This window comes from Streptomyces sp. NPDC016469 (assembly GCF_040632905.1).
In the GTDB taxonomy this organism is placed as follows: domain Bacteria; phylum Actinomycetota; class Actinomycetes; order Streptomycetales; family Streptomycetaceae; genus Streptomyces.
The window spans coordinates 350082-371426 of record NZ_JBEYCQ010000002.1 but is presented as its reverse complement, the minus strand read 5'-3'; the positions used below and the strand labels follow the sequence as shown (position 1 = coordinate 371426).

Annotated in this window: 17 protein-coding genes; 3 read left to right on the top strand and 14 right to left on the bottom strand. The window is 72.9% G+C overall.

From position 1 onward, the window contains the following. The 7 genes from ABZ565_RS03530 to ABZ565_RS03500 form a co-directional block, all read right to left on the bottom strand. Positions 1–407: carboxyl transferase domain-containing protein (locus ABZ565_RS03530; RefSeq protein WP_361020009.1), on the bottom strand; the 407-nt coding region annotated here is incomplete at its 3' end. Between the two features lie 154 nt (positions 408–561). After that, on the bottom strand, positions 562–1806 hold the full coding sequence (locus ABZ565_RS03525; RefSeq protein ID WP_361020007.1) for a carbohydrate ABC transporter substrate-binding protein: 1245 nt from the start codon (positions 1804–1806) through the stop codon (positions 562–564). Beyond that, the gene (locus ABZ565_RS03520; RefSeq protein ID WP_361020005.1) at positions 1803–2948 is read right to left on the bottom strand and encodes a hypothetical protein; all 1146 of its coding nucleotides are present in this window, start codon (positions 2946–2948) and stop codon (positions 1803–1805) included. The genes ABZ565_RS03525 and ABZ565_RS03520 overlap by 4 nt, the downstream gene beginning before the upstream one ends. After that, positions 2945–4348, bottom strand: a complete 1404-nt coding sequence (locus ABZ565_RS03515; protein ID WP_361020003.1) for a hypothetical protein — start codon at positions 4346–4348, stop codon at positions 2945–2947. The genes ABZ565_RS03520 and ABZ565_RS03515 overlap by 4 nt, the downstream gene beginning before the upstream one ends. Before the next feature lie 91 nt (positions 4349–4439). Further along, positions 4440–6710, bottom strand: a complete 2271-nt coding sequence (locus ABZ565_RS03510; protein WP_361020001.1) for a tetratricopeptide repeat protein — start codon at positions 6708–6710, stop codon at positions 4440–4442. Next, complete coding sequence (locus ABZ565_RS03505) at positions 6707–8062, bottom strand: serine protease (protein WP_361019999.1); 1356 nt, start codon at positions 8060–8062, stop codon at positions 6707–6709. The genes ABZ565_RS03510 and ABZ565_RS03505 overlap by 4 nt, the downstream gene beginning before the upstream one ends. 86 nt (positions 8063–8148) lie before the next feature. Further along, positions 8149–12015 (bottom strand): endo-alpha-N-acetylgalactosaminidase family protein, encoded by a 3867-nt coding sequence (locus tag ABZ565_RS03500; RefSeq protein WP_361019997.1) that lies wholly within the window; start codon positions 12013–12015, stop codon positions 8149–8151. 361 nt (positions 12016–12376) lie between these two features. Between ABZ565_RS03500 and ABZ565_RS03495 the strand changes: the two genes are divergently transcribed. Next, positions 12377–13606 (top strand): glycoside hydrolase family 64 protein, encoded by a 1230-nt coding sequence (locus tag ABZ565_RS03495; protein ID WP_361019995.1) that lies wholly within the window; start codon positions 12377–12379, stop codon positions 13604–13606. Between the two features lie 78 nt (positions 13607–13684). Here the strand turns inward: ABZ565_RS03495 and ABZ565_RS03490 are convergent, their stop codons facing one another. Then, positions 13685–14224: a hypothetical protein gene (locus tag ABZ565_RS03490; RefSeq protein ID WP_361019993.1), complete on the bottom strand. Its 540-nt coding sequence runs from the start codon at positions 14222–14224 to the stop codon at positions 13685–13687. 223 nt (positions 14225–14447) lie between these two features. Here ABZ565_RS03490 and ABZ565_RS03485 point away from each other — a divergent pair, with 223 nt between their 5' ends. Beyond that, the gene (locus ABZ565_RS03485) at positions 14448–15068 is read left to right on the top strand and encodes a YceI family protein (protein WP_361019991.1); all 621 of its coding nucleotides are present in this window, start codon (positions 14448–14450) and stop codon (positions 15066–15068) included. Positions 15069–15252: 184 nt separating this feature from the next. On the opposite strand, the gene ABZ565_RS03480 is transcribed toward ABZ565_RS03485, so the two are convergent. Next, positions 15253–15795, bottom strand: coding sequence for a DinB family protein (locus ABZ565_RS03480; RefSeq protein WP_361019989.1), 543 nt, complete (start codon positions 15793–15795; stop codon positions 15253–15255). A gap of 83 nt (positions 15796–15878) precedes the next feature. Continuing rightward, entirely contained in the window at positions 15879–17453 is a 1575-nt protein-coding gene (locus tag ABZ565_RS03475) for an FAD-dependent oxidoreductase (protein WP_361019987.1), read from the bottom strand. Between the two features lie 165 nt (positions 17454–17618). Between ABZ565_RS03475 and ABZ565_RS03470 the strand changes: the two genes are divergently transcribed. Next, positions 17619–17828: a DUF397 domain-containing protein gene (locus ABZ565_RS03470; protein WP_361020040.1), complete on the top strand. Its 210-nt coding sequence runs from the start codon at positions 17619–17621 to the stop codon at positions 17826–17828. Here the strand turns inward: ABZ565_RS03470 and ABZ565_RS03465 are convergent. The 4 genes from ABZ565_RS03465 to ABZ565_RS03450 form a co-directional block, all read right to left on the bottom strand. After that, positions 17825–18484: a class I SAM-dependent methyltransferase gene (locus tag ABZ565_RS03465; protein ID WP_361019986.1), complete on the bottom strand. Its 660-nt coding sequence runs from the start codon at positions 18482–18484 to the stop codon at positions 17825–17827. The genes ABZ565_RS03470 and ABZ565_RS03465 overlap by 4 nt on opposite strands. A gap of 32 nt (positions 18485–18516) precedes the next feature. Then, entirely contained in the window at positions 18517–18984 is a 468-nt protein-coding gene (locus ABZ565_RS03460; protein WP_361019984.1) for a carboxymuconolactone decarboxylase family protein, read from the bottom strand. Positions 18985–19064: 80 nt separating this feature from the next. Beyond that, positions 19065–20192, bottom strand: coding sequence for a glycoside hydrolase family 3 N-terminal domain-containing protein (locus ABZ565_RS03455; protein ID WP_361019982.1), 1128 nt, complete (start codon positions 20190–20192; stop codon positions 19065–19067). Between the two features lie 92 nt (positions 20193–20284). Further along, complete coding sequence (locus ABZ565_RS03450) at positions 20285–21142, bottom strand: GH25 family lysozyme (RefSeq protein WP_361019980.1); 858 nt, start codon at positions 21140–21142, stop codon at positions 20285–20287. Between the last annotated feature and the right edge of the window lie 203 nt (positions 21143–21345).

Genomic DNA, 21345 nt, shown 5'->3' with positions numbered 1-21345 from the left:
ACCAGCGGCGCACCGGCCGAGATCGCCATGTCCATGATCTTGTGGATCTTCGTCGCGTGCGCCTCGCCCAGCGCCCCGCCGAAGATCCGGAAGTCGTGCGCGTACACGAAGACCGTCCGGCCCTCGACCGTGCCCCAGCCGGTAACGACACCGTCGGTGTACGGCTTCTTCGCCTCCAGGCCGAAACCCGTCGCCCGGTGGCGGCGCAGCTGCTCCACCTCGTGGAAGGAACCCGGGTCGAGGAGGAGCTCGATGCGCTCGTGGGCGGTCAGCTTGCCCTTGGCATGCTGCGCCTCGGTCGCCCGGTCACTGGGTCCGCGCCGGGCCTGCTCGCGCAGTGCCAGCAGTTCGGCCACACGGCCGCGGGTGTCGCTCGGCTCGCCCTGGGTTTCGTCCACAACGGTCATGTAACGACCCTACGAACCCCGCCAAGAAAATGGTGCCGTCGACTCCGTACAGTCTCCTGCCCGGTTTACTGGTGGAGCCGGACAGAAGCCCGCGCCCATGCAGGCGAAGTACCAGCCGGTACCGGGTTCTGCTTGTGGAGGTCCCACAAAGGCTTCACTGTGGCCTGCCGCACACGCCGGTGAGCCGGGGTACCCGGGAGGCCTGGGCGTTCTGCACCTTCTGAATGTTCTTCAGGCGTGGGCGCACCGGCTCCTCCGGGTGCGCCACCGTCAGCAGCACCGCCTCGTAGAACGCGTCCCGCACCGCCGCCGGCATGACGTCCGACGCGTCCAGGCACAACGGCACCCGCTGGTCCGTGAGCCGGCGCCCGACCTCCCGCTCGACCGTGCCCTTGCGGGCCGGGACCGCGGAGTTGGCCGAAAACACCCCGCCCGCGCGGCCCCACTCCTCCTGGGCCTGCTCGGACGTGAGGCGCCGGATCATCGTCCGGGCCCGTTCGCCGTCCCCGAACAACGCGGCGAAGTCCGCCGACACCTCGTGCGCCTTCACGGTATACGAGCCGCCGGGCAGCAGCCGGGCCGAGTCCGTGAAGGCGGCCCCGGCCCTGCGGTCTCCGTAGAACGAGCGGGCGAAGGAGCCCTGGTGCTCCAGGGAGCAGCCGCCGCCGTCGAAGAGCAGCCCGTGCCCGCCGGCCGGGCCCCGGTGGTCCCCCTCCAGGATGCTGAGACGCTCCTTGCGCGATCCCTCGGCGAGGAGACCCGCCCAGGTGGTCCAGGCGGTTTCGACGTGCGAGGCGGTCCAGGGCAGGTCACCGGTGGCCCAGCGCGCGTACAGCACCGGGCCCGCCTGCTGGAGGAGCAGGTCCTCGATCCAGTCGCTGCCGGGCCAGCCGGAGGAGCCGTCGTCGCCCATGGCGGCGCACCAGGCGTCCAGCGGGGCCGGGGAGCGCGGCGGGGTCTCGCCCCTGCGGTACCAGACGATGGACTTGAGGTCGGTCTTGAGCGGCACCCACAGGTCCTTCTTTATGCCCTCTGCCTCCGGCAGCCACGGCTTGCCGTACTCCTCGGGGTCGTAGAGGCCCGTCAGCGACTTGAGCCGGTTGTCGGCGGCGTACTCCACCAGTTCGCCGACGCCGGGCAGGATCGCGATGTCCGGCGGGTCGCCGGCCTGTACCTCGGCGAGCAGGACCTCGCGGGTGGCCGCGGTGCCCTGGTAGGTGTACGGGATGCCGAAGCCGTCCAGGACGTCCTTGAACTGCCGTTCCTGCTCGTCGGTCCAGGGACCGAGGATCGTCACCCTCGGCTCGGCGTCGCTGCCGCCGGGGGCCGCGAGGCCGCAGCCGGCGGCGGTCAGGAGCAGGGCGAGGACCAGCAGGAGGGCGCGGGGGTGCCGTCTCATCCGGCTCTCCAGTAGTAGTCGGCGTTGAGTCTGCGGCTGAGCCCGGCGGCCGGCAGCAGGAGGACGAGCGCGCCGGCGCCGAGCGCCCCGTAATAGGTCCAGCTCTGCCAGCTGCGGGCGGCCAGTTCGCCGCGCAGGTCGGTGGAGGCGAGGGTGACGACCTGCTGGGCATGGGCGAGAGGGTCCCGGTCGTCCTGCTTGCGGGGCGTGTCACCGGCCCGCACGCGCGGGTCGCTCGCGGAGTCCTCGATCCCGGCCCGCACGCACGGGTCGCTCGCGGTGTCCTTGACCCGGGCCCGCACGCGCGGGTCGCTCGCGGTGTCCTCGATCCCGGCCAGCTCGTGGCGCGCCGCGTCCAGCCGTTCCTGGGTGGCGGCGGTCGCCCACAGCGGTACGACGGCGAGGGCGACGGCCACCAGGAGTGTCGGCAGCAGCCACGGGTCCAGGCTGCGCCCGCAGCGGCTGCGCAGCAGCCACAGCGCGCTGAGCGTGGTCAGGGTGAGGACGAGCAGGCCCAGTTCGGCGACGGCCCAGCCGGTGAGCTGGAGGGGGCCGAGCGTGCTGATGCGGGTCATCCGCCGCATCTGGTGGTCCTGGAGGACGTCGAGGCGGGGCACGACCCCGGTGCCCGGACGGTTCAGTTGGCGCTCGGCGTCGCTCATCTTCTGGCACTGCATCAGGTCGTCGTCCACGTACTTCACGGTGCCGGGGGTGATCGAGCCGCTGTACGAGGTCAGTACGCCGGTGACGGTCGCCAGGACGCCCCGGCCGCGCTCGCCGTCGATCTGGACGTCGGAGAGCCGGGACAGGCCCTGACCGGCGGCGGAGAGCTGGGCCTCGTAGCGGGCCCCGGCCCCGACGACCTCGTCGATACCGAAACGCACGGAGACCTCGGCCTCCTGGTGGGCGCGGAGCAGGGCGAGCTGGGTGGCGGCGACACCCTGGACGGCGGGGGCGGCGTGGCCGCGCATCTCGCCGGCGGCGTTCTGCACCTCGCGGTACGAGACGAGCAGCGCGGTCATCGAGACGAGCGCGGCCAGCACGATGACGGCCAGGTGCAGTTCGAGCAGCCGCCTGGTGCGGGAGCCGGTCAGCCGGCGGGCCCGGAAGGCGCGCGTCCAGTGGGTGGGCCGTGGCATCACAGGCGCCTCCCGCAGGCGATGCAGTACCGGGCGCCCGGCCCGGCGAGGTGGCGGCAGCCGGGGCACTTCCCGGCCGGGCCCGCGGCGTGCGCGGGCAGGTCGAGCAGGTGACCCGAGGCGACGTGCAGCCGCCCCACGCGCACGGTCCCCCGGTCGACGGTGGGGCCGACGCGGACCAGGCCCCGGGCCCCGTCCACGATCTCGGCCACCTTGCGGACGTCGTCGAGGACCCAGGCGGCGCCGATCTCGTGGGCCAGCCGGACCGCGAGCCCGAAGTGCCGCTCGGCCTCCTCGCGGCTCATCGGGTCCAGGGCCGCGTATCCCCGGTCGAGCGCGGTCCGCATCCGCGTCGCGGCGTTCATCGCGTCGAGCGTGCCGCCCCCGCCGCCGGTGCCGCCCGCGCCCACGGCGACGCCGGGCGGCAGCCAGCGGACCAGGAGCGGGGCGGTGGCGTCGCCCACGGACACCGTGGCGAGCTGGAGCAGCACGCCCAGCGGGTCGGCGCTCGCGTCCACCCGCACCGCGAGCAGGTAGTCCCGGGTGCCCGGCTCCCACTGGTGGGTGGCGAAGTCGTACCGGTGCGGCTCCCCCGGCGCGGTGACCGGTACGAGGGCGTGCTGCCGGGGCTGGCTCTCGCTCAGCGCGACCCCGGTCACCGCGGGGCGTCCGGTCACGGTGACGGGCAGTTCGGGGCTGCGGACCCGGCGCAGCCGGCGCAGCGCCCCGGTGACGGCCGGGGCGAACCGGTCGGGGGCGGTGTCCGCCGTGCCGTGCAGCCCCTCGGTGAGGGCGAGCAGCGGCGCCGGGTCCCAGTGCACGCCGAGCGCGAGCACGTCCGCGCTGAACGCCCCCTCGCACGCGGCGATCCCGGCCCCGAGCGCCGCCTCGCCGGCCGGGTCGTGCCCGCCGCCGTCGGTGACGAGGATCAGGTGCCGTACGGGCAAGGGCCGTTGTCCGAAGAGCGCGCGGGCGGCGGTGAGCCAGGCCCCGTACCCCGGCGGCGGCCGGTCGTCGGGGGTCGGCGCGACGCGCCCCACGCTGAAAGCGGCACGCCGCTTCTCATCGGTGTCCGCGAGCGCCCAGGGCCCGCGCAGCGGGTAGCACCGCCCGGGCCCGTCGTCCCCGGCGCCCCCGAGCACGGCGAACGACAGCCCGTCGGGCAGTGCGCGCAGGGCGGCGGCGAGCGCGGCGGCTGCGTCGCTCCGGCGCGCGGGGCGGACGTCCAGCGCGACGACGACGGCGAGCTCGGTGGCGGGCCGCTGGTCGCGGGGCCCGGTGCCGGTCGCCTTCACGCGCACATGGGCATCGATCCGGGTGTCGTGGTGCGGCTGCTGGTCGCGCCGGACGTCGACGGACACGGCGAAGCGGAGCCCGGTCGGCGACGGTTCGGGAGCGGCCATGAACGGATCTCCAGGGGGACGGCGTGGGGGCGCGGTGCGCCGGGGCGGACGGTCGTGAGGGCTGCGTCGCGGGGCGCCCGTCGCCCGCCCCTCAGAACCGGGTCTGCGGGCGCACCGCGTGCGAGAGGTCGATGAGCCGTTCGTACTCCTCCGGCTTCTGGCGTTGGCGGGCCAGCCAGCGGTAGCACTGCTCCAGCTCCGCGCGGACCTCCCGTTCGCCGGGGACGGGCGGGGGCGGGACGCCCCCGCGGAGCCAAGTCCGGGGCGGGGGCGGGGGCTCGGCCGGGGCGCGGACCGCGTCGAGTTTCCACTCGTACAGTTCCGTGCGCAGCAGCCAGGCCGCCTCGTCACCGGCGACGACCGGGGCGGCGAGCGCGGCCAGCGCCGCGTCGATCTCCCCCAGCCCGGGCAGGGGGCGGTCGCCCGAGGCCAGCCGGGCGGCCCGGATGCGCAGGGCGGCGACGCGGGCCACGGTGTGGTCGCGGGACTCGTCGGGGACCAGGTCCAGGACCCGGACGGCGGCGGCCCGGTCGCCCCGGGCCAGGGCGAGCCGGGCGAGGCCGAGGGCGGCGCCGACGTGCGAGGGGTTGCGGGCGTGGACCGCGCGGAACAGTTCGTACGCGGACGGGCCCGCCCCGGGCCCCACTTGCTCCGCGCAGTACGCGAGGGCCAGCTTCGCCGCGTACTCGCCGGGCAGGGCGCGGTGCACGGCCGAGAAGTGGGCGTGGGCGGTCTCCAGCAGCGCCCGGCGCTCCCCCGGGCGCACGTCCGAGCCGCGCAGGGCGACCAGGCCGCGGTGCCAGCTGAGGCGCCACTGCCGTACCGGGCCCGGTCCGGGGATCGCGGCCGCCGCCTCGACCTGCTCGTGGGCCGCCGCCGGCGCGTCGGCGCCCTCCTGGCCGAGCAGCAGCCGGGCATTGTGCAGGCAGATCTCGACGGACCGCTCCCCCTCGGCGGGCTGGGCGAGCGGCTGGCCCGGGTCGTAGCTGCTGACCCCGAAGCGGGCGGCTTGCGGGTCGCCGGGGTAGGGCCGGGGCACCGGCAGGCGGCGGGCGATCTCGGTCGGGGTCGGCGTCCCCGGGTCGAGGGCGGGGGCCGGGGGCGTCTCGCGGCGGCTGTGCAGCGGACGGCGCAGCCAGTGCGCGTAGTCCGGCACCGAGCCCAGGCGGGCGCCGAGCAGTTCCGTGGAGGGCGTGAAGTACGCGGAGGGCTCGGGCTGGTCGCGCTTGCCGCGCAGGGCCCGGATCTCGCGCAGCACCCCGCGCAGCTGCCCGGCCATGTCCTCGGCGGTGCCGAACCGCTCCTCGGGGTCCTCGGCGGTGGCCCGCGCCACGACGAGCCGGAAGGAGCTGATGCCGAGCCCGGGGACGTCGTCGCCGACCGCCCAGCGGGCCAGTTCGTCGAGCGTGACGCCGACCGTGTGCACGTCGTGCGCCACGGTGAGCGGCTTCCTGCCGTCCGTCTCCGGGGCCGCGAAGTACGGGGTGATCACGGGCGGCGGGTCGACGCTGCCCGCCTTGCGGACGCCCCCGAGGTCGATGACCTTGATGCCGTCGAGGTGGTGGATCACGTTGGACGGCTTCATGTCCCCGTACAGGAAGCCCATCCCGTGCAGGTGGGACAGGGCCTCCAGGATCTGGCAGCCGTAGGTGATGACGTGTTCGATGTCGAGGACGAGGACGCCCTGCCGGACCGACTCGACCAGCGCGGACAGGGTGCGGTCGCCGACGTCCTCCATGACGATGTAGCCGCCGGAGACCGTGCCGTCGGCGTTGGCGGTGGAGATGAAGTCCCGGATCTGGACGATGCGTTCGTGCCGGATGGCGACCAGGCTGCGGCGCTCCTCACCGGCCTGGGCGGCGCCGCGCTCGGCGTAGCGGTTGAGGAGGCCCTTGACGGCGACGAAGTCCTCCAGGTGCGTGTCCTCGGCCAGGTAGACCCAGCCCTGCCCGCCGTGGGCGATGGGGCCCCGGATGACGTACTGGTCCTGGAGCGGCGGGCCGTCCTTGGTGAGCTCGGGGCGGTACGAGTAGGGCGCCCCGCACACCGGGCAGTACCCCTCGTCGGGGGGCGGCGCGGCGGTGTGCGGGGGGACGAACGCGGTGTCGCAGGACTTGGCCGAGCAGGTCATCACGATGCGCACCGGATGCTCGGCGGCGGCCAGCCGTTCGGCGGGGCTGCCCGGGTCGATCAGCGGGAGTCCGAGGAGCCGGGCGGGTCCGTGGTCCTCGGGGGCGGCGGGCAGCGCGGGGAGGCCGGGGGCGGTCTCGTCGCGGCCGCAGGTGTCGCAGTAGCCGGTGGGGAGGACGGCGCCGGTGCAGGGGCCGCCGGTGAAGCGGCGGTGCGGGCAGGGGATCCTCATGGGCGGCCCAGGGGTCCGGTGCGCTGTCCGGGCAGGCCGGGCGCCCCGGCGAGGTCGGCGCGTAAGTCGCGTAACAGCTGCTTCAGCCCCACCAGCCGGGCGTGCGGCTCGCGCAGTCCGCGCAGCTCCCCCAGCCGGTGCCGGCGCGCGGCCGGGTCCGTGGCCGGGCGTGGGGGTGCCGAGGCCGAGTCGGTCAGGCCGTCCAGGCGGGACCAGGTTCGTTCCATCCGTTCCGCCCTCCTCAGCAGCTCCTCCGCGCGCTCGTCCAAGGCCGGGACGAGGAGGTCGCGTTCCACCGCGCCGGGCGCCGGGCCCTCCGTGCCGCGTACGACGACCAGCAGCCGGAAGCCGAGCGTGCGCACCCGGGCCAGGACGCGTACGAGCCCCGCCGGATCCGGGTCCTCGTCCAGGCCGATCACCGCGAGGACCGGGCCGGTGGCGGGGCGTCCGGCGAGGGAGCGTTCGGGTTCGTCGCCGCCTTCGAGGAGCCAGTCGCGGTACCGGTTGCGCTGGTGGGGCGGGGGCCGCAGTTGGGCGATCAGGGTGTCCACCAGCTCATCGGGGCGGCCGCGTCCGCCCCGGTGGACGAGGTGGGCGCGGTGCAGCTGGTGGCGCAGGGTGCGGTCGCGGCCGCCGCCCCCCGGGATGACGCTGAAGCGCACCGAGGGCTGGTCGGCGCCCGCGAACCAGCGCCGGAGCCGCGCGGCGAAGGCGTGGTCCCAGCCGTCCGGGCCGCTCAACTCGGCCACCAGAGGGACGAGTTCCGCGATGCGGTCGACGGGGATCATGTACGAGAAGGCGAGGTCGTTCTCCATGGGCAGGCCCATCTCCAGGTCGCCGCGCCAGCTGACGACGAGGCCGACGACGCTCTCGGGGCGCTCGCCCTGGCGCCCGGTGTGGACGGCGGCGCCGCTGAAGCCGGGGCGCACCACCTCGGCGTTGGTGCGGGCGTCGAGCTGCACCCAGTCGCCGTGGAGGCCGCTGATCCGGCCGGCGAGCCACATGCCGTCCGCGTCGAAGGGCGCCGCGTAGCCGCCGAGCCACACCTCGGCGCCGCGTTCGAGGCGCCGGGACAGGGGCGCGGGTTCGGCCTGGGGGCGGGGGCCGTCCAGGGCGAGGACGGCGATGTCCTCGCGGCCGTCGAGCCAGCCGTCGGGGGCGACCCGGGCGGCGACGGGCGGGATGCCGGGGTTCTCGGCGAACTCCACCCACATCCGGGCGTCCGGGTCCTTGACGACGTGGGCGCAGGTCAGCACCCGGTCCTGGGTGATCAGCACCCCGGCCCCGCACACCGGCTCCTCCGGGCCGTCCCGGCGTAACCGCAGCCGCCAGTCCGCTCTCAACTCCCCCATGGTTGACGAGCGTACGCGCGCATGGGCCCCGCTTCCCAGAGTCCGGACACAAAGGGAGGCGGGGCCCACGCGTGAGACGTAGGGGCTCAGCCTCCGCAGTGGAAGCGCGCGTTGCCCCAGTCCGCGTGGTCGTTCCCGTTGCCGTCGCCGCCGTCACCGGCGATCAGTTCGACGTACGTGGCGCCGGTGACGTCCGCCGTGAGCGACCAGGCGGTGTCCGAGGCCCGGAGCACCGGGGACTTCACCTTCTCGGCGCCGTCGGCCTTCACGGAGAACTGGACGCTGCCCGCGGTCTTCTGGACGTCGTCCACACCGACCTCGGCGGTGAAGGAGGTGCACTGTCCGCCCAGGTAGTAGCGGATGGACGCCGGGGCGTGGCTGCCGAGCCCCTTCTCGTAGACCTTGCCGCCGATCGTCAGCGCGGTGCCGTCACCGGCGCCGGTCTCGCCGTTGGACAGGTCGCGCTCGACCGGCCCCCAGCCGTTGGTGGTGGCGGTCCAGTCGACGTCGCTGGCCCAGCTGTCCTCGGTGGGCGGCGGGGGGAGCGTCCGGACGGAGGTCTGCGCGCCCAGCTTCCGCTGCCCCTCGCCGGTCGTGTACGTCGCTTCGGCGGTCAGGGTGTACGGGCGGTACTCGGCGTCCACCGGCGGGGTGACCTGCCAGCGCGCGGTGACCTTCGCGCCAGGTGCGACGGAGTCGAAGGCGACGGCTCCGGCGGGCGCGGCCTGCCAGCCCTCGGGAAGGGCGAGGTCCACCTTCACGCCGGTCGCGGCGGTGGACTCGTAGTTGGTGAAGCTCGCCTCGACAGGGTTGGCGGTGCCCGGCTCAAGCGCCTCGGCACCGGCGGCGACGCTCAGCGTGCCGCAGGCCGCCCGCTCACCGGCGGGCGCCTCGCCGAGGTCGGTGACGGTGAAGGCGTCGAGCACGAAGTCGGCGCCCTCCGGGGCGTCGCCGCGCTTGCGCAGCCCGGTCCAGGTGTCGCCGCAGCCCGCGGTGACGGTCTCCGTGAAGTGGCCGGTGGAGTGCTGGGCGCCGATGGCGGTGGTCCGGGTCTCGACGGAGGCGGGCTTGCCGTCGGCGGTGATCCGGTCGTAGCCGTCGACCCACTCGTAGGCCCCGGCGTGGCTGGACTGGTAGTCGTACGCGACCTTGTAGCGGTGGCCCGCGGTCATCGGGACGGTCCAGGGGGCGGTGCGGTAGACGAGCCCGGTGTTCTCCTCGTGGGCCTTGAGGGACTCCTCGCCGCCGATCACGTCGTCGACGAGCTTCCCGTTCCAGCCGGCCTGGGTGTACGGGGCGTGCAGCTGCGAGATGACGGTGCGGGGGTCGGTGGAGCCGCCCGCGTCGCCCTTGAGGAAGGGGCCCCAGCCCTGCGCGACGTCCTCGAAGTCCTCGTGGACGAGGGTGCCCTTCTTCGTGGCGGGGGCGTTGGCGACGAGGCGGACGTCGTCGGCGCGGACGGTGGCCGTGCTGCCGTCCGCGGCCTCGATGCGCAGGGTGGTGCGGCCGTCGGCCGGGGCGGTGAAGTTGACCGCGGCGCGCTGGAAGTAGGTGCCGTGCCAGTCGGACGCGGCGACGTAGTCCTTCGCGGTGGAGCGGTCCACGGCGACGGACCGGCCGCCCGCCGAGAGCGTGGTGTGCCGGGTCTTCCCGGGCTCGACCTCGATGAGCGCGGAGGCGGTGTAGCGGGCGCCGGGCTTCAGGCCGCCGATGCGCTGGGAGAGCGCGGCGGTGCCGGTGCCGGAGAGTTCGGCGGAGTTGCGGCCCCGGGTGTCGGTGTCGCGGACGGCGGTGCCGGTCTTCGTCCAGTCGCCGAGCCGGTCGTCGTTGAATCCGGGGTCGGCGACGAGGGTGTCCTCGCCCCACTCCGGGTCGGCTGCCTCCGGGGCCCGGTGGGGGTAGAGGACGTACGGCTGCCCGGCCTCGGCCTTCAGCGTGATCCTCCCGTCGACGGGCCGGACCGTGCCGGTCTTCACCCGGCCGTTGTCGGTCAGCTCGTAGACGGTGTACGCGCTCTTCGAGGGCACCGCCCAGCTGCTCGTACCGCCGTTTTCGCTGTAGTGGTACAGCTTCTTGCCGCCGTCCCACGGCAGGAGGTAGTCGGTGCCGCTGAGGACCTTGCGGCCGTGGTCGTAGTACGTGCGCTTGCCGTCCTCGACGGTGCCGGAGATCCCGCCGGTGAAGGTGATGCCGTTGCCGTCCCAGCGGGTGATCTTCTGCTGCTGGAGGTACTTGGCGGGCAGGTCGCGCTGCCAGACGTTGTCGTAGAAGGCGTTCCAGTCGGTCTCGCCGGTCCAGCCCTCGAATTCGGCGATGGCGCTCTGGCCGAGGACCGGGTCGTTGTTCCAGACGTCCTTCTCGCTGTTCCGGATGAACCGGATGATCTTCGAGTTGAGGCCCTTGTTGGTGGCGCCGCCGTAGTCCAGGTCGTTGGCCCAGTGCGACCAGAGCGAGGCCCGCTCGAACTTGTCGGCCCACTCGCTGGAGACGTTCCAGCCCTGCTTCCGGAGGGCCTGGACGGTCTTGTCGGCGATCCAGCCGTGGGTGTAGTACACGTCGATGTACAGCATCGAGAGGTTGGAACCGGTCTCGTCGCGCAGCTGCTGGAAGCGCTTCGCCAGGTCGCCGCTGTTGATGTCGCGGCGCTGGTCGATGTAGTAGCTCTGGCCCAGCCAGTTCCAGCCCGGCTTGGTCTTGTCGACCAGCTGCTCGTCGAACGCCTTCGCCTCGGGGTACGCCTCCGTGGCGTTGACGTGGACGCCGAAGGTGGCGCCCCACTTCTTGCCGTCCCGCAGCAGGGCGTTGAGGTCCTTCAGCCCGCCGGCGCGCTTGTTGTAGTCGCCGCCGTAGTCCGGGTGGGCGGAGTCGTGGCCCTCGGAGGCGTACCCCTTGAGCAGGGCGAGCTGGCCGAGGCCGTCCGTCGCGAGGGAGATCCGCTTGACGTCGTCCAGGGTGCGCAGGAAGGGGTGCGTGGCCTGGCTGGCGAAGTTGAACGGGATGTGGGTGATCACCCGGTCCGCGGTGTCCTCGCTGCCCGGCGCGACCACGCCGATCGAACGGAACGCGACGGCCCCGTCCTGCCAGTCGACGGCCTTGTCGCCGTTGGCGTCGGGCGTGACGACGACCTTGGCCCAGGGCAGGGCGTCCCCGCTCTCCGGCTTCGGCGCCCCCTCGCCCCGGTAGGTCCACTGACCGGACCGGACGGCGACCCGGGTCGAGCCGTCGTCCTCCTTGCGGGCCTGGTGCCAGAACCGGGCGTCGTCCCCGCCGGTGGCGCCGGAGGGCTTGTCGTACGAGGAGTTGGACTCGACGGCCGCCGCGAGGGAGCTGGTGTTGACGATGGCGTACGTGGCGCCGGAGGGCGCGGATTCGGCGGGGGTGTCCGGGGTGACCTCCGCGAAGACGTCGGCGGTCTTCGTGGAGTCGGTGTCCAGCCGGGTGAAGGCGGTGGCCGCCCCGCTGTCCGTACTGGCGACGGAGACCAGGTCGTGCCCGGGTATGTCGATCGTGCCCACGCGGAAGGCGGCGGTGTCGCGGACGGCGGTGACCCTGAACGTGGTGGCGCGGCCGGCCACGGAGAGCGTGGCGTCGATCTCCACGCCGGGCAGGTCGGCGAAGGCCAGGGTGTAGCGGGCGGCCGAGCCGGTGACCTTCGGGGCGCCCTTGAGCTTCACCGGGTGCGCGGCGCCGTTCAGGGTGACGGCGGTGACCGGGCGGGTGGAGCCGGTCAGCTGCTCGCCGGATCCGCGGTCGGTGTACGTGAGCACGCGCGGGAAGTCCGCGGCGACGGCTACCGCGAGCTGCGCTGAGGCGATGACGGGGCTGCCCGCGGGCACGGCGGCGGCAGCGGGTGAGGGGGCGGCGGCCACGGCGGGGAGTGCGGTCCCCACCAGGGCCAGGACGGCTGCTGAGGCGGCGGCTGCGACGCCCACCGGCATACGGCTTGGTGACATGTGCACTGCGTAGTCGTCGGCTCCGCGCACCGTCAACGACGGACGGCCCCGAGGGCTTCGCCAGTCCAACAACCGCCTTCCGTAAGTCCAAGTAAGCCCAAGGGAGGCGGGACCGGGACATCCGGGGCACCGTGTTCAGTTCCTGATCACGCGCCGAGCGGGCCCAGCGGAGCGACCCGGCAAGTACCGCTCACCAGCGTTGAGTTGTGAAGAGTTCTTCTTTTTGAGAGCGCTCTCAGTCACAAGTCTTGACGCCCGTGCCGCGCGTCGAGAAAGTGGTGCGCACCGCGGACGCCCCCCGCTCCACCTCCCCCGCACGGTCCACCCGTCCGCGCCCCCCACGTACCCCCGGAGTCGCCTCATGATTTCGCGCCGGAAGTTCCTGACGGGCGGTGCCGCCGCCACCGCCACCGCACTGAGTTACCCCCTCTGGGGCAGCGCGCTGAGCCCGAGCGCGTCGGCCTCCGCCGCCACCTGCGAACTCGCCCTGGTCAACAAGTCGCTGCCCGGCCGCGTCAACGCCTATGTCACCGGCCACGAGCAGGGCACCGACCGCTGGGTCCTGCTGCGCGCCGACGGCAGCGTCTACCACCCCGACTCCCCCTCGGCACCGCAGACCCCGCTGCCGGTCGACTGCGCGATCCCGCTGAACGGGGCGGGCGGCGCGCCCGTCGTGCTGACGCTGCCGCAGATGTACGGCGCCCGGGTCTACTTCGTCCGCGACGACACCCTGACCTTCTACCTCAACCCGGGCCCCGCCCTGGTCGAGCCGGCGTTCGCCACCTCCACGGACCCGAACTACGGGCGGACCTGGTCGTTCTGCGAGTTCACGTTCAACCCGCAGCAGCTGTACGCCAACATCAGCTACGTCGACCTGGTGACCGCGCTCCCGATCGGCCTGACCCTGGAGGGCGACGCCACGCACACCGTCGCCCCGCTCCCCGACGGCGCCGTGCAGCGGATCGCCGACGGCCTCATCGCCCAGGCGGCCGCCGACGGCCGGCCCTGGGACAAGTTGGTGACCCGCGGCGCGGACGGCAGCGTGCTGCGGGTCATCTCGCCGCAGAACCTGATGGCGCCCTACTTCGACCGGCCCGACCAGATGCCGTTCCGGGACCTGTTCACGGCACAGATCGACCAGGTCTGGGAGAAGTACCGCTCGACGGACCTGCGCATCGACCTCCAGGGCGGGCGCGGCGTGCGCACGGGCCGGGTCAGCGGCGACACGCTGGTGTTCGAGGGCGGGCACACCTTCGGCAAGCCGGTCTCGAAGGACATCTTCACCTGCAACCACGGGCCGTTCACCAACAACCCGGCGGACAACGACGACAAGAAGGCCCTGCTGGCCAGGCTCGCGGCGGGCTTCAACCGCTCGATCATGCTCAGCCACCCGGACCAGCCCAACGGCACCTCGGTGGCCGACTACTACCAGGGCGCGGTGACCAACCACTGGTCCCGGATCGTCCACGCCAACAGCCCGATCGGCTACGCCTTCCCGTACGACGACGTGCGCCCGGACGGCCAGCCGGACGTCTCGGGCGCCGCGAACGACGGCAACCCGAGGCGGTTCACGGTGAGCGTCGGTTCCTGACCTCACCCCACAGACCGGGAGGACCCCCGTCCGGGCGGGACGGGGGTCCTCCCTCACGCGTGCGCGGCCGGGGCCGGGTCAGCAGCCGCCGCAGTTGTAGTAGGTCACGTCCCAGTGGTTGCCCTCGTCGGCGTAGACGTTGCCGGAGCCGGACTTGTACTGGGGGGCGCCGTCACCGCGCAGGCCGATGTAGCTGAACGCGCTCTTCACGTAGTTGGTGAGGCAGGTGGTCTTGCCGAAGTCCAGCTTGTACCCGTTCCAGTGCGAGTACGTGCCACTGGCATGCCCGGTCTCCGTGCCGCCGGTGATGTTGAGGGCGCAGCCGGTGGCGCTCTTGAGGGTCTGCGCGCCCTGGGCGGTCGCCAGGTTGAGCTGGTCGAACGAGGTGCAGGTGGAGACGTTCCGGTTGGAGCAGCCGCCGGAGGACGACCAGGTGATGCCGGACGAGCTGAAGCGGGCGGTCGCCTGGCTGTGGGTGAGCTTGGTGACGGCGTACGCGTCGGTCGTGCCGCTCACCACGCCGAAGCCGGGGGCGAAGAGGACGCCGAGCACGAGAGCGAGGGCGGTCAGGACGGGGCGCAGCGTCATCCGGGACATGGGGGGCGCGTGGAAGACCATGGGGGACTCTCCTCCTGTGCATGACAAAGGGGCAGAGAGATAGTGCCCCAGTTCTACGCGCGTCGCCAGAGGGCCTCGCGTGACGGCCGCGTGAACAGATGGCGGACGGCGCAACAGTCCGCGCGATAGATGTTGAACTTTGAACAAGATGGGTCTACAGTGAATGTCGTTGAAGGTTAAACAACAGGTCGAGTCCACTCGGCCCGGTCCCCGAGGAGGAGCCATGGCTCTGTTCAACCGCAAGTCCGACGACGCCGCTGCCGCCGCCACGACCACGGCCGACGTCGACCCCGCCCTGGCCGCTCTCACGGGCGACTACACGATCGACCCGGCGCACAGCAGCATCGGCTTCACCGTGCGTCACGCCATGGTCACCAACGTGCGCGGGTCCTTCGCCGAGCACGAGGGCTCCCTGAAGCTGGACGGCAGCGACCCGGCCAACTCCACGGCCTCGATCGTCGTGAAGATCGCCAGCGTCGACACCGGCATCAAGGACCGCGACGGCCACCTGGTGAGCGGCGACTTCTTCGACGCCGAGAAGTTCCCCCTGATGACGTTCCGCTCGACCTCCGCCGAGCAGCTGGGCGGTGACAAGTACCGCGTCACCGGTGACCTGACCATCAAGGACGTGACCCGCCCGCTCGCCATCGACCTGGAGTTCAACGGCTCCGCCAAGGACGTCTACGGCAACGAGCGCGTCGGTTTCGAGGGCAGCGCCGAGATCCTGCGCTCCGACTGGGGCCTGACCTGGAACGCGGCGCTGGAGACCGGCGGCGTCATGGTCAGCGACAAGGTGAAGCTGAACTTCGACATCTCCGCGATCAAGGCCGCCCCGCAGGCGTAACGCCCTCGGCGCGGCGCGTCGAGCACCCGCGCGGCAGCGGCACGGAGGCCCTTCACCGTCCGGTGGAGGGCCTCGTCGCGCCGCCCGCCCCTCCGGGCGGACGACGCGGATGTGAAGTCAGGGCCCAGCAGCGCGCCGACTTCGGCATCCGTGCACGCCATTGCGCCGCCGGCGCGCCGACCGCTCAGCCCATGGTCTTCGCACCGTCCAGGGACTCCCGGATGATGTCCGCGTGGCCCGCGTGCTGCGCGGTCTCCGCGATGATGTGCATCAGCACGCGGCGGGCCGACCACTTCGCGTCCCCGTCGAACCAAGGGGCCTTCGGCAGCGCGTGGGAGGCGCCCAGGTCCGGCAGCGAGGCGACCAGCTCGTCGGTCGCCGCCGCCACCTTCTCGTAGGCGTCGAGCACGCCGGCCAGCGTCTCGCCCGGCAGCATCCTGAAGTCGTCGGCCCGCTGCGCGAGGTCGGCCTCGGTCAACGCGGTGAAGTCCGGCATCGCGGCGGCACCTTCCACGATGAAGCCGGCCCAGGCCCGCTCCACCGAGGTCACGTGCTTGACGAGGCCGCCGAGACACAGCTCGCTCTTCGTGGTCCGCTCCCCCGCCTGCTCATCGGTCAGGTCGCGGGTGGCGAACCGGAGGAAGTGCCGGTGCTGGGCCAGCGTCTGCAAGAAGTCCGCCCGCTCGTCCGAGCCGGTGTTCGCGGTGGCCGTGTCGTTGGCGCTCATGGGTTCTGCCTTCCGTCGTTCTGTTCCGCCGTCAGGAATGACAGTACGAGCCCATTAGGCCAGTTCAGGTCCTATACGTGCACTCAACGCCGCCTCACCTTCAGGGCGTTGTCCGTACGGGTGGTGGGGTTGCCGTCCGGGTCGTTCTGGACGCGTTCGTGCTCCTCGCTGAGCAGCACCTCCCACTCCCCCTCCGGCAGTTCCAGCGATACCAGCACCTCGTGGGGTGTCGGCAGCTCCATGTCGGCGTGGTGGTGGTCCCAGGCCGGGAAGCCCGCGTGCCCCACGATCAGCAGCACCCCGCCCGGGGCGACCGCGCGGGCCGCCCGGCGCAGGATGCGTTCGCGGGGCAGGTCGCCCATGGAGTGCAGGAACTGCGCCGAGACCAGGTCGTACGCCCCTTCGGGGAACGTGGCCCCCAGGTCGTGGAACTGCCAGTCCACCCGGTCGGCGACCCCGGCCTCCGCCGCGTGCTCGGCGGCCCGGGCGAGCGCCACCCGCGAGATGTCCGTAGCGGTGACCTGCCAGCCCCGGCCCGCCAGCCAGACCGCGTCCGCGCCCTCCCCGCAGCCCAGGTCGAGCGCCCGGCCCGGCGCCAGGTGCTCGGCCTCGCGGACGAGCACGGTGTTGGGCTTCCCGCTCCAGATGCGGTTGCTCTCGCGGTACCGGTTGTCCCAGAGCTCCGCGTCCGAGGGCGCGCTGCGGGCCTCCACGGCCCGCTCGGTGTCCTCCGTGACGAGGTCCCCGTTGATGGCCGCGCCCGCCTTGAGCCCGGCGGCCGCCGCTCCGATCACCTGGTCCATGAGCCCGGTGACGTTGCCGGCCACCCACACCCCGGGTGCCGCCGTGGCACCGGCCGGGTCCGCCTCGATGTACGAGCCGACGGTGTGCCCGCCCATCTCCAGCGGTACGGGCCGCAGCCCCAGGCTCTCCAGTACGCCGGAGCGCGCCGTGAACCTCGGCTGGACGACCACGGCCGCCCGCTCGACCACCCGGCCGCCCGCGAGCCGGACGCCGGTCAGCCGGTCGTCGCTCACCTCGACCCCGGCGACCTCGCCGTCCACGACCGCGATGCCACGCGCCGCGAGCTGCTCGTACTCCTCGTCGGAGGGCTCGGGCCCGTTGTGCAGGAAGAGCGTGACGTCCTCGCTCCACTGCCGCCACAGCAACGCCTGGTGCACGGCCATGGAGCTGACCGCGATGACGCCGATCGCCGCGTCGCGCACCTCCCAGCCGTGGCAGTACGGGCAGTGCAGCACCTCGTGGCCCCACCGCTCGGCCAGGCCCGGGATCGCGGGCAGCTCGTCGGTCAGCCCGGTCGCGACCAGCAGCCGCCGCGCCGTGACGGCGGCGCCGTCCCCGCGTACGACGCGGAACCCGCCGTTCTCCGGCAGCCGCTCGGCCACGGTGACCTCGCCGGTCACGACCTCGACCCCGTACCCGGCGACTTCTTCCCGGCCGATGGCCAGAAGCTCCGAAGGCGGGGTGCCCTCACGGCCCAGGTAGTTGTGGACGTGGGTGGCGGGCGCGTTGCGCGGACTGCCCGAATCGATCACCAGCACGGACCGCCGGGCGCGCCCGAGAGCCAGCGCCCCACTGAGCCCTGCGGCTCCGCCACCGATCACCACTACGTCGTACGTCTGCGTGTTGTCGCTCATGCGAACCTCCTCCATGTACGGAGATGGTGCGCGCGGTCGGGGCCCCCGGCAAACATCCTTGCCGGTGCGGCAAAATCGACCGTCAGAACGGAGGGGCCCGGTCCGCCACCGGGCCCACCGCTCCGCCTGTCACTGTTGAGGGAACTGGTCGCCGGCGCGGCCCAGGTGGGCGCTTGGAGAGACAAGGGCCGCCCAGCACGCGGCACCGGCCTCAGCCGGACCAAGCCGAGCTACAGCGGCAGCGAAGGCGGCGACTGCGTCGAGGTCGCCGCGCGCCCCGCCGCCGTGCACATCAGGGACTCCAAGGTCGCCGACGGCCCCATGCTCACCGTGCCGCCCGCCGCGTGGGACGCATTCCTCCGGGCGAACGTCTAACGCCTCGTCGCCGTGAGGTACACGCGGCGGGCCGGGATCTCTCCCTCGTACGCCTCGCGGACCGTGCAGTCGTCGGTGGCGAAGCCCGCCTCGTGGGCTGCCCTGCGCAGCTCGCACGCGGTGAACTCGGCCCAGTACACGCGGAGTTCGCTGCCCAAGGGGTCGGCGGTGACGCCGTCCCCCTCGCCCTCCTTCGCCACGATCAGCAACTGGCCGCCGGGGCGTATCGCGGCCGCCCAGGACGCCATCGTGTCGGGCAGCCGGCGCTTGGGCTGGTCGTGGAGCGAGTAGTACGCGACGAGGCCGTCGATCGGGCCGCCCGTGATCGCGCCCTGGTCCATGACCGCGAACCGGCAGCCGGGCTGCTCCCGGCGCGCGAGCGCGACGCAGCGGGGCGAGAGGTCGATGCCCAGCGTGTCGAGGCCGTAGGCCGCGAGCAGGGCCGTGACGTGACCGCAGGGCCCGCAGCCGGCGTCGTACACCCTGCCGCCCGCGCCGACCCGCTCGGCGAACGCCCGCAGGACCTCCAGGTCGAACGGCTTCCCGCCCAACTCGTCGCGGAAGAGCCGCAGATAGAGGTCCGCGCGCGCGTCCCACGTACGGACGACGTCGGCGGAGCTGCCGGGCTCCGGCAAGGACAGGGGTATGTCGGCCACCACGGCAACCTATCGCGCCGGCGCGGCCCCGCTCAGGCGAACTGGCCGGCCACGTAGTCGCCCGCGGGCTGCCGTACGAGCACGTTCAGGCGGTTGAAGGTGTTGATGACGGCGATCGCGAAGACCAGGGCCGCGAGCTGGTCCTCGTCGTAGTGCTTGGCGGCGTTCGCCCAGACCTCGTCCGGGACACCGCCGTCCGCGATGCGGGTGCCCTGTTCGGTCAGTTCCAGGGCGGCGCGCTCGGCGTCGGTGAAGACGGTGGCCTCGCGCCAGGCCGCGACCAGGTTGAGGCGGGTCGCGGTCTCCCCGGCGTGCGCGGCGTCCTTGGTGTGCATGTCGAGGCAGGCCGCGCAGCCGTTGATCTGGCTGGCGCGCACCCGTACCAGCTCCTGGGTGGCGAGGGGCAGGGCCGAGTCCTCCAGGGCCCTGCCCGCCGCGACGATGTGCTTCATGGCCTTGGCCGGAACCGCGTGGGTGAAGAGGTTGAGACGAGCGTCCATGACCGTTTCCTGCCTTCTGTCGAGTGGTTGCTACACCTCTCTGACGTGGCGGCCGGGACCGAGGTAACAGGGCCGCCCCGTCACAGCCCCGCGCGCAGGGCGTTCACACGGGCCGCGGCGGCGTCGAAGGCGGTCGGGTCGAGGGAGTCGCCCAGGGCATCGGCCAATGCGGTGACGGCCTCGTCGCCCTGGGAGACGCTGCGTGCCGAGCAGAGCAGCAGGTCCATCCCGGCGGCGGCCGCCTTCACGGCGCGCTGCGACGTACTGCCGTAGGACGAGAGCGCACCGGCCTCCAGCGCATCCGTGACGGTGACGCCCTTGAAGCCGAGGCGATTGCGCAGCTCGCCGACGACGGTCGGGGAGAGACCGGCCGGACGGGTGGAGTCCAGGCCCGTGTAGACCGCCCAGGACAGCATGACGAGCTTGACGCCCGCCGCGATCGCGTCCCGGTACGGGGCCTCGTCCACGCTGCGGAGGGTCGAGGCGGACGTGGTGATCGTGACGGAGCGCAGGTCGGTGTTCTGGCTCGCCGCCGCCGGGCCCAGGCCCGGGAAGTGCTTGGCGGTCGCGGCGACGCCCTCACGCTGCTGGGCGGTGATGAAGTCCGTGCCGCAACCGGCCACGGCCGCGGCCGACTTGCTGTAGCTGCGCTCGTACTGGTCGGTGAAGTCGCCGTCCTTGCGGTACACGTCGAGGACCGGGGCCAGGTTGACGTTCATACCGACGCCCGCGAGGTTGAGGCCCGCGCCGCTCCCGGTGAAGTCGGCCCAGTAGTGAGGATCGGCAGAGGCGCCGACGTCCTTCGCGGACTTGACGGGCTCCCCCGGCAGGCGGCGGATCATGCCGCCCTCCTGGTCGGTCATGAGGAGGAGCGGCGCCGCGATGGGGGACGAGGCGTGGGCCTCGTTCATCGACCGGATGACACCCTCGATCTGCGTCAGGCTCTGGACGTTCTCGCCGAAGAAGATGACGCCCGCCGTGTGGCCCTGTTCGATGGCCGTCATCAGGGACGCGGGGGGTGTGAGGCCCGGGTAGGAGTGGATGACGCGCTGCCCGGCGCGCTGGAGGGGCGACAGGGCGGAGAAGCGGGGCCGCGTGCTCTCGGGCAGCCGGAGGGCCGCCTCCGCGCCGGCCGCCGGGCCCAGTCCGCCGGCGAGAGCGGCGGCCCCGGCGATGAGGGCGCCGCGGCGGCTCAGGGGTGGGGTCATGACGTGCTCCTTCGTGAACGGTCGTGGGGGGCGGGCGGGGGCCGGAGCGGCCTTGTCAGGCCGCTCCGACGCGTACACCTATACGTTTACGTTCACGGCGTGTTGTTCGCCAGGGCGAGCAGGCGGGAGCGGTCGCCGCTGAAGCGGTCGCGGTCGACGTTGCCGGAGACGCCGCTCACGGCGCCGGTGGAGGTGTACTGCCAGACCGTCCAGTAGGGGAAGCCGGACGGGATGCTGGGGCTGCCGGCGGAGGTCCAGTGGGCGACCCAGAGCGGGCTGAGCGCGGACATGCCGTTCCAGCCGCCGGTGCAGGTGTTCCACCAGCTCGGGCTGGTGTAGATCACGACGTCGCGGCCCGTGCGGGCCTTGTACTTGTTGTAGAAGTCCAGCACCCACTGGCGCATCCCGGCCTGCGAGTAGCCGTAGCAGGTGCCCTCGATGTCCAGCACGCCCGGGAGCGTGAGGTTGTCGCGCGACCAGGCGCCGCCGTTGCTCGCGAAGAAGTCGGCCTGCGCCGCGCCGCCGGAGACGTCCGGCCGGGCGTAGTGGTACGCGCCCCGGATGACGCCCGCGTTGTAGGCGTTCAGGTAGTTGGCGCTGAACGTCGGGTCCTTGTACGTCAGGCCCTCGGTGGCCTTCATCCAGGCGAACTCGATGCCCGCGCCGCGCACGGAGCTCCAGTTGATGCCGCCCTGCCAGCTGGAGACGTCGATGCCGACCGGGTTCGCCTTGAGGTTGGCGTCCGGCTGCGCGTCCAGGCCGAGTTGGCGGGTGTCCGGCTTGAAGTCCCTGCCGTCCTGGACGTAGCCGACGCCCATGTAGCCCTTGCCGAGCGGGACGGGGTCGTCGTGGCGGGGCGCCGACGAGGCGGTGCCGGACATCAGGCCGAGCAGCAGTGCCGCGCTCGTGCCGAGGACACCGGCCGCGGTGAGTCTCTTGCGAGTGATCATGAGGAGCCTCCTGCTGGTGGGGGGAGCGGCCGTGGCCGGGCCGCTCGGGCAGCACGCTTCACGCATGGGTCTACGCGCGTCCACTTGTCGCGAACACGACATAGTCAGCCACAGAAGCGACCCCTCGGTAAACGGTTTTCACCCTTCGTTAGTGGTCTAGACCGCAACCCGCTCCCGTGAACTGCGCGAACGCCCGCCCCGCG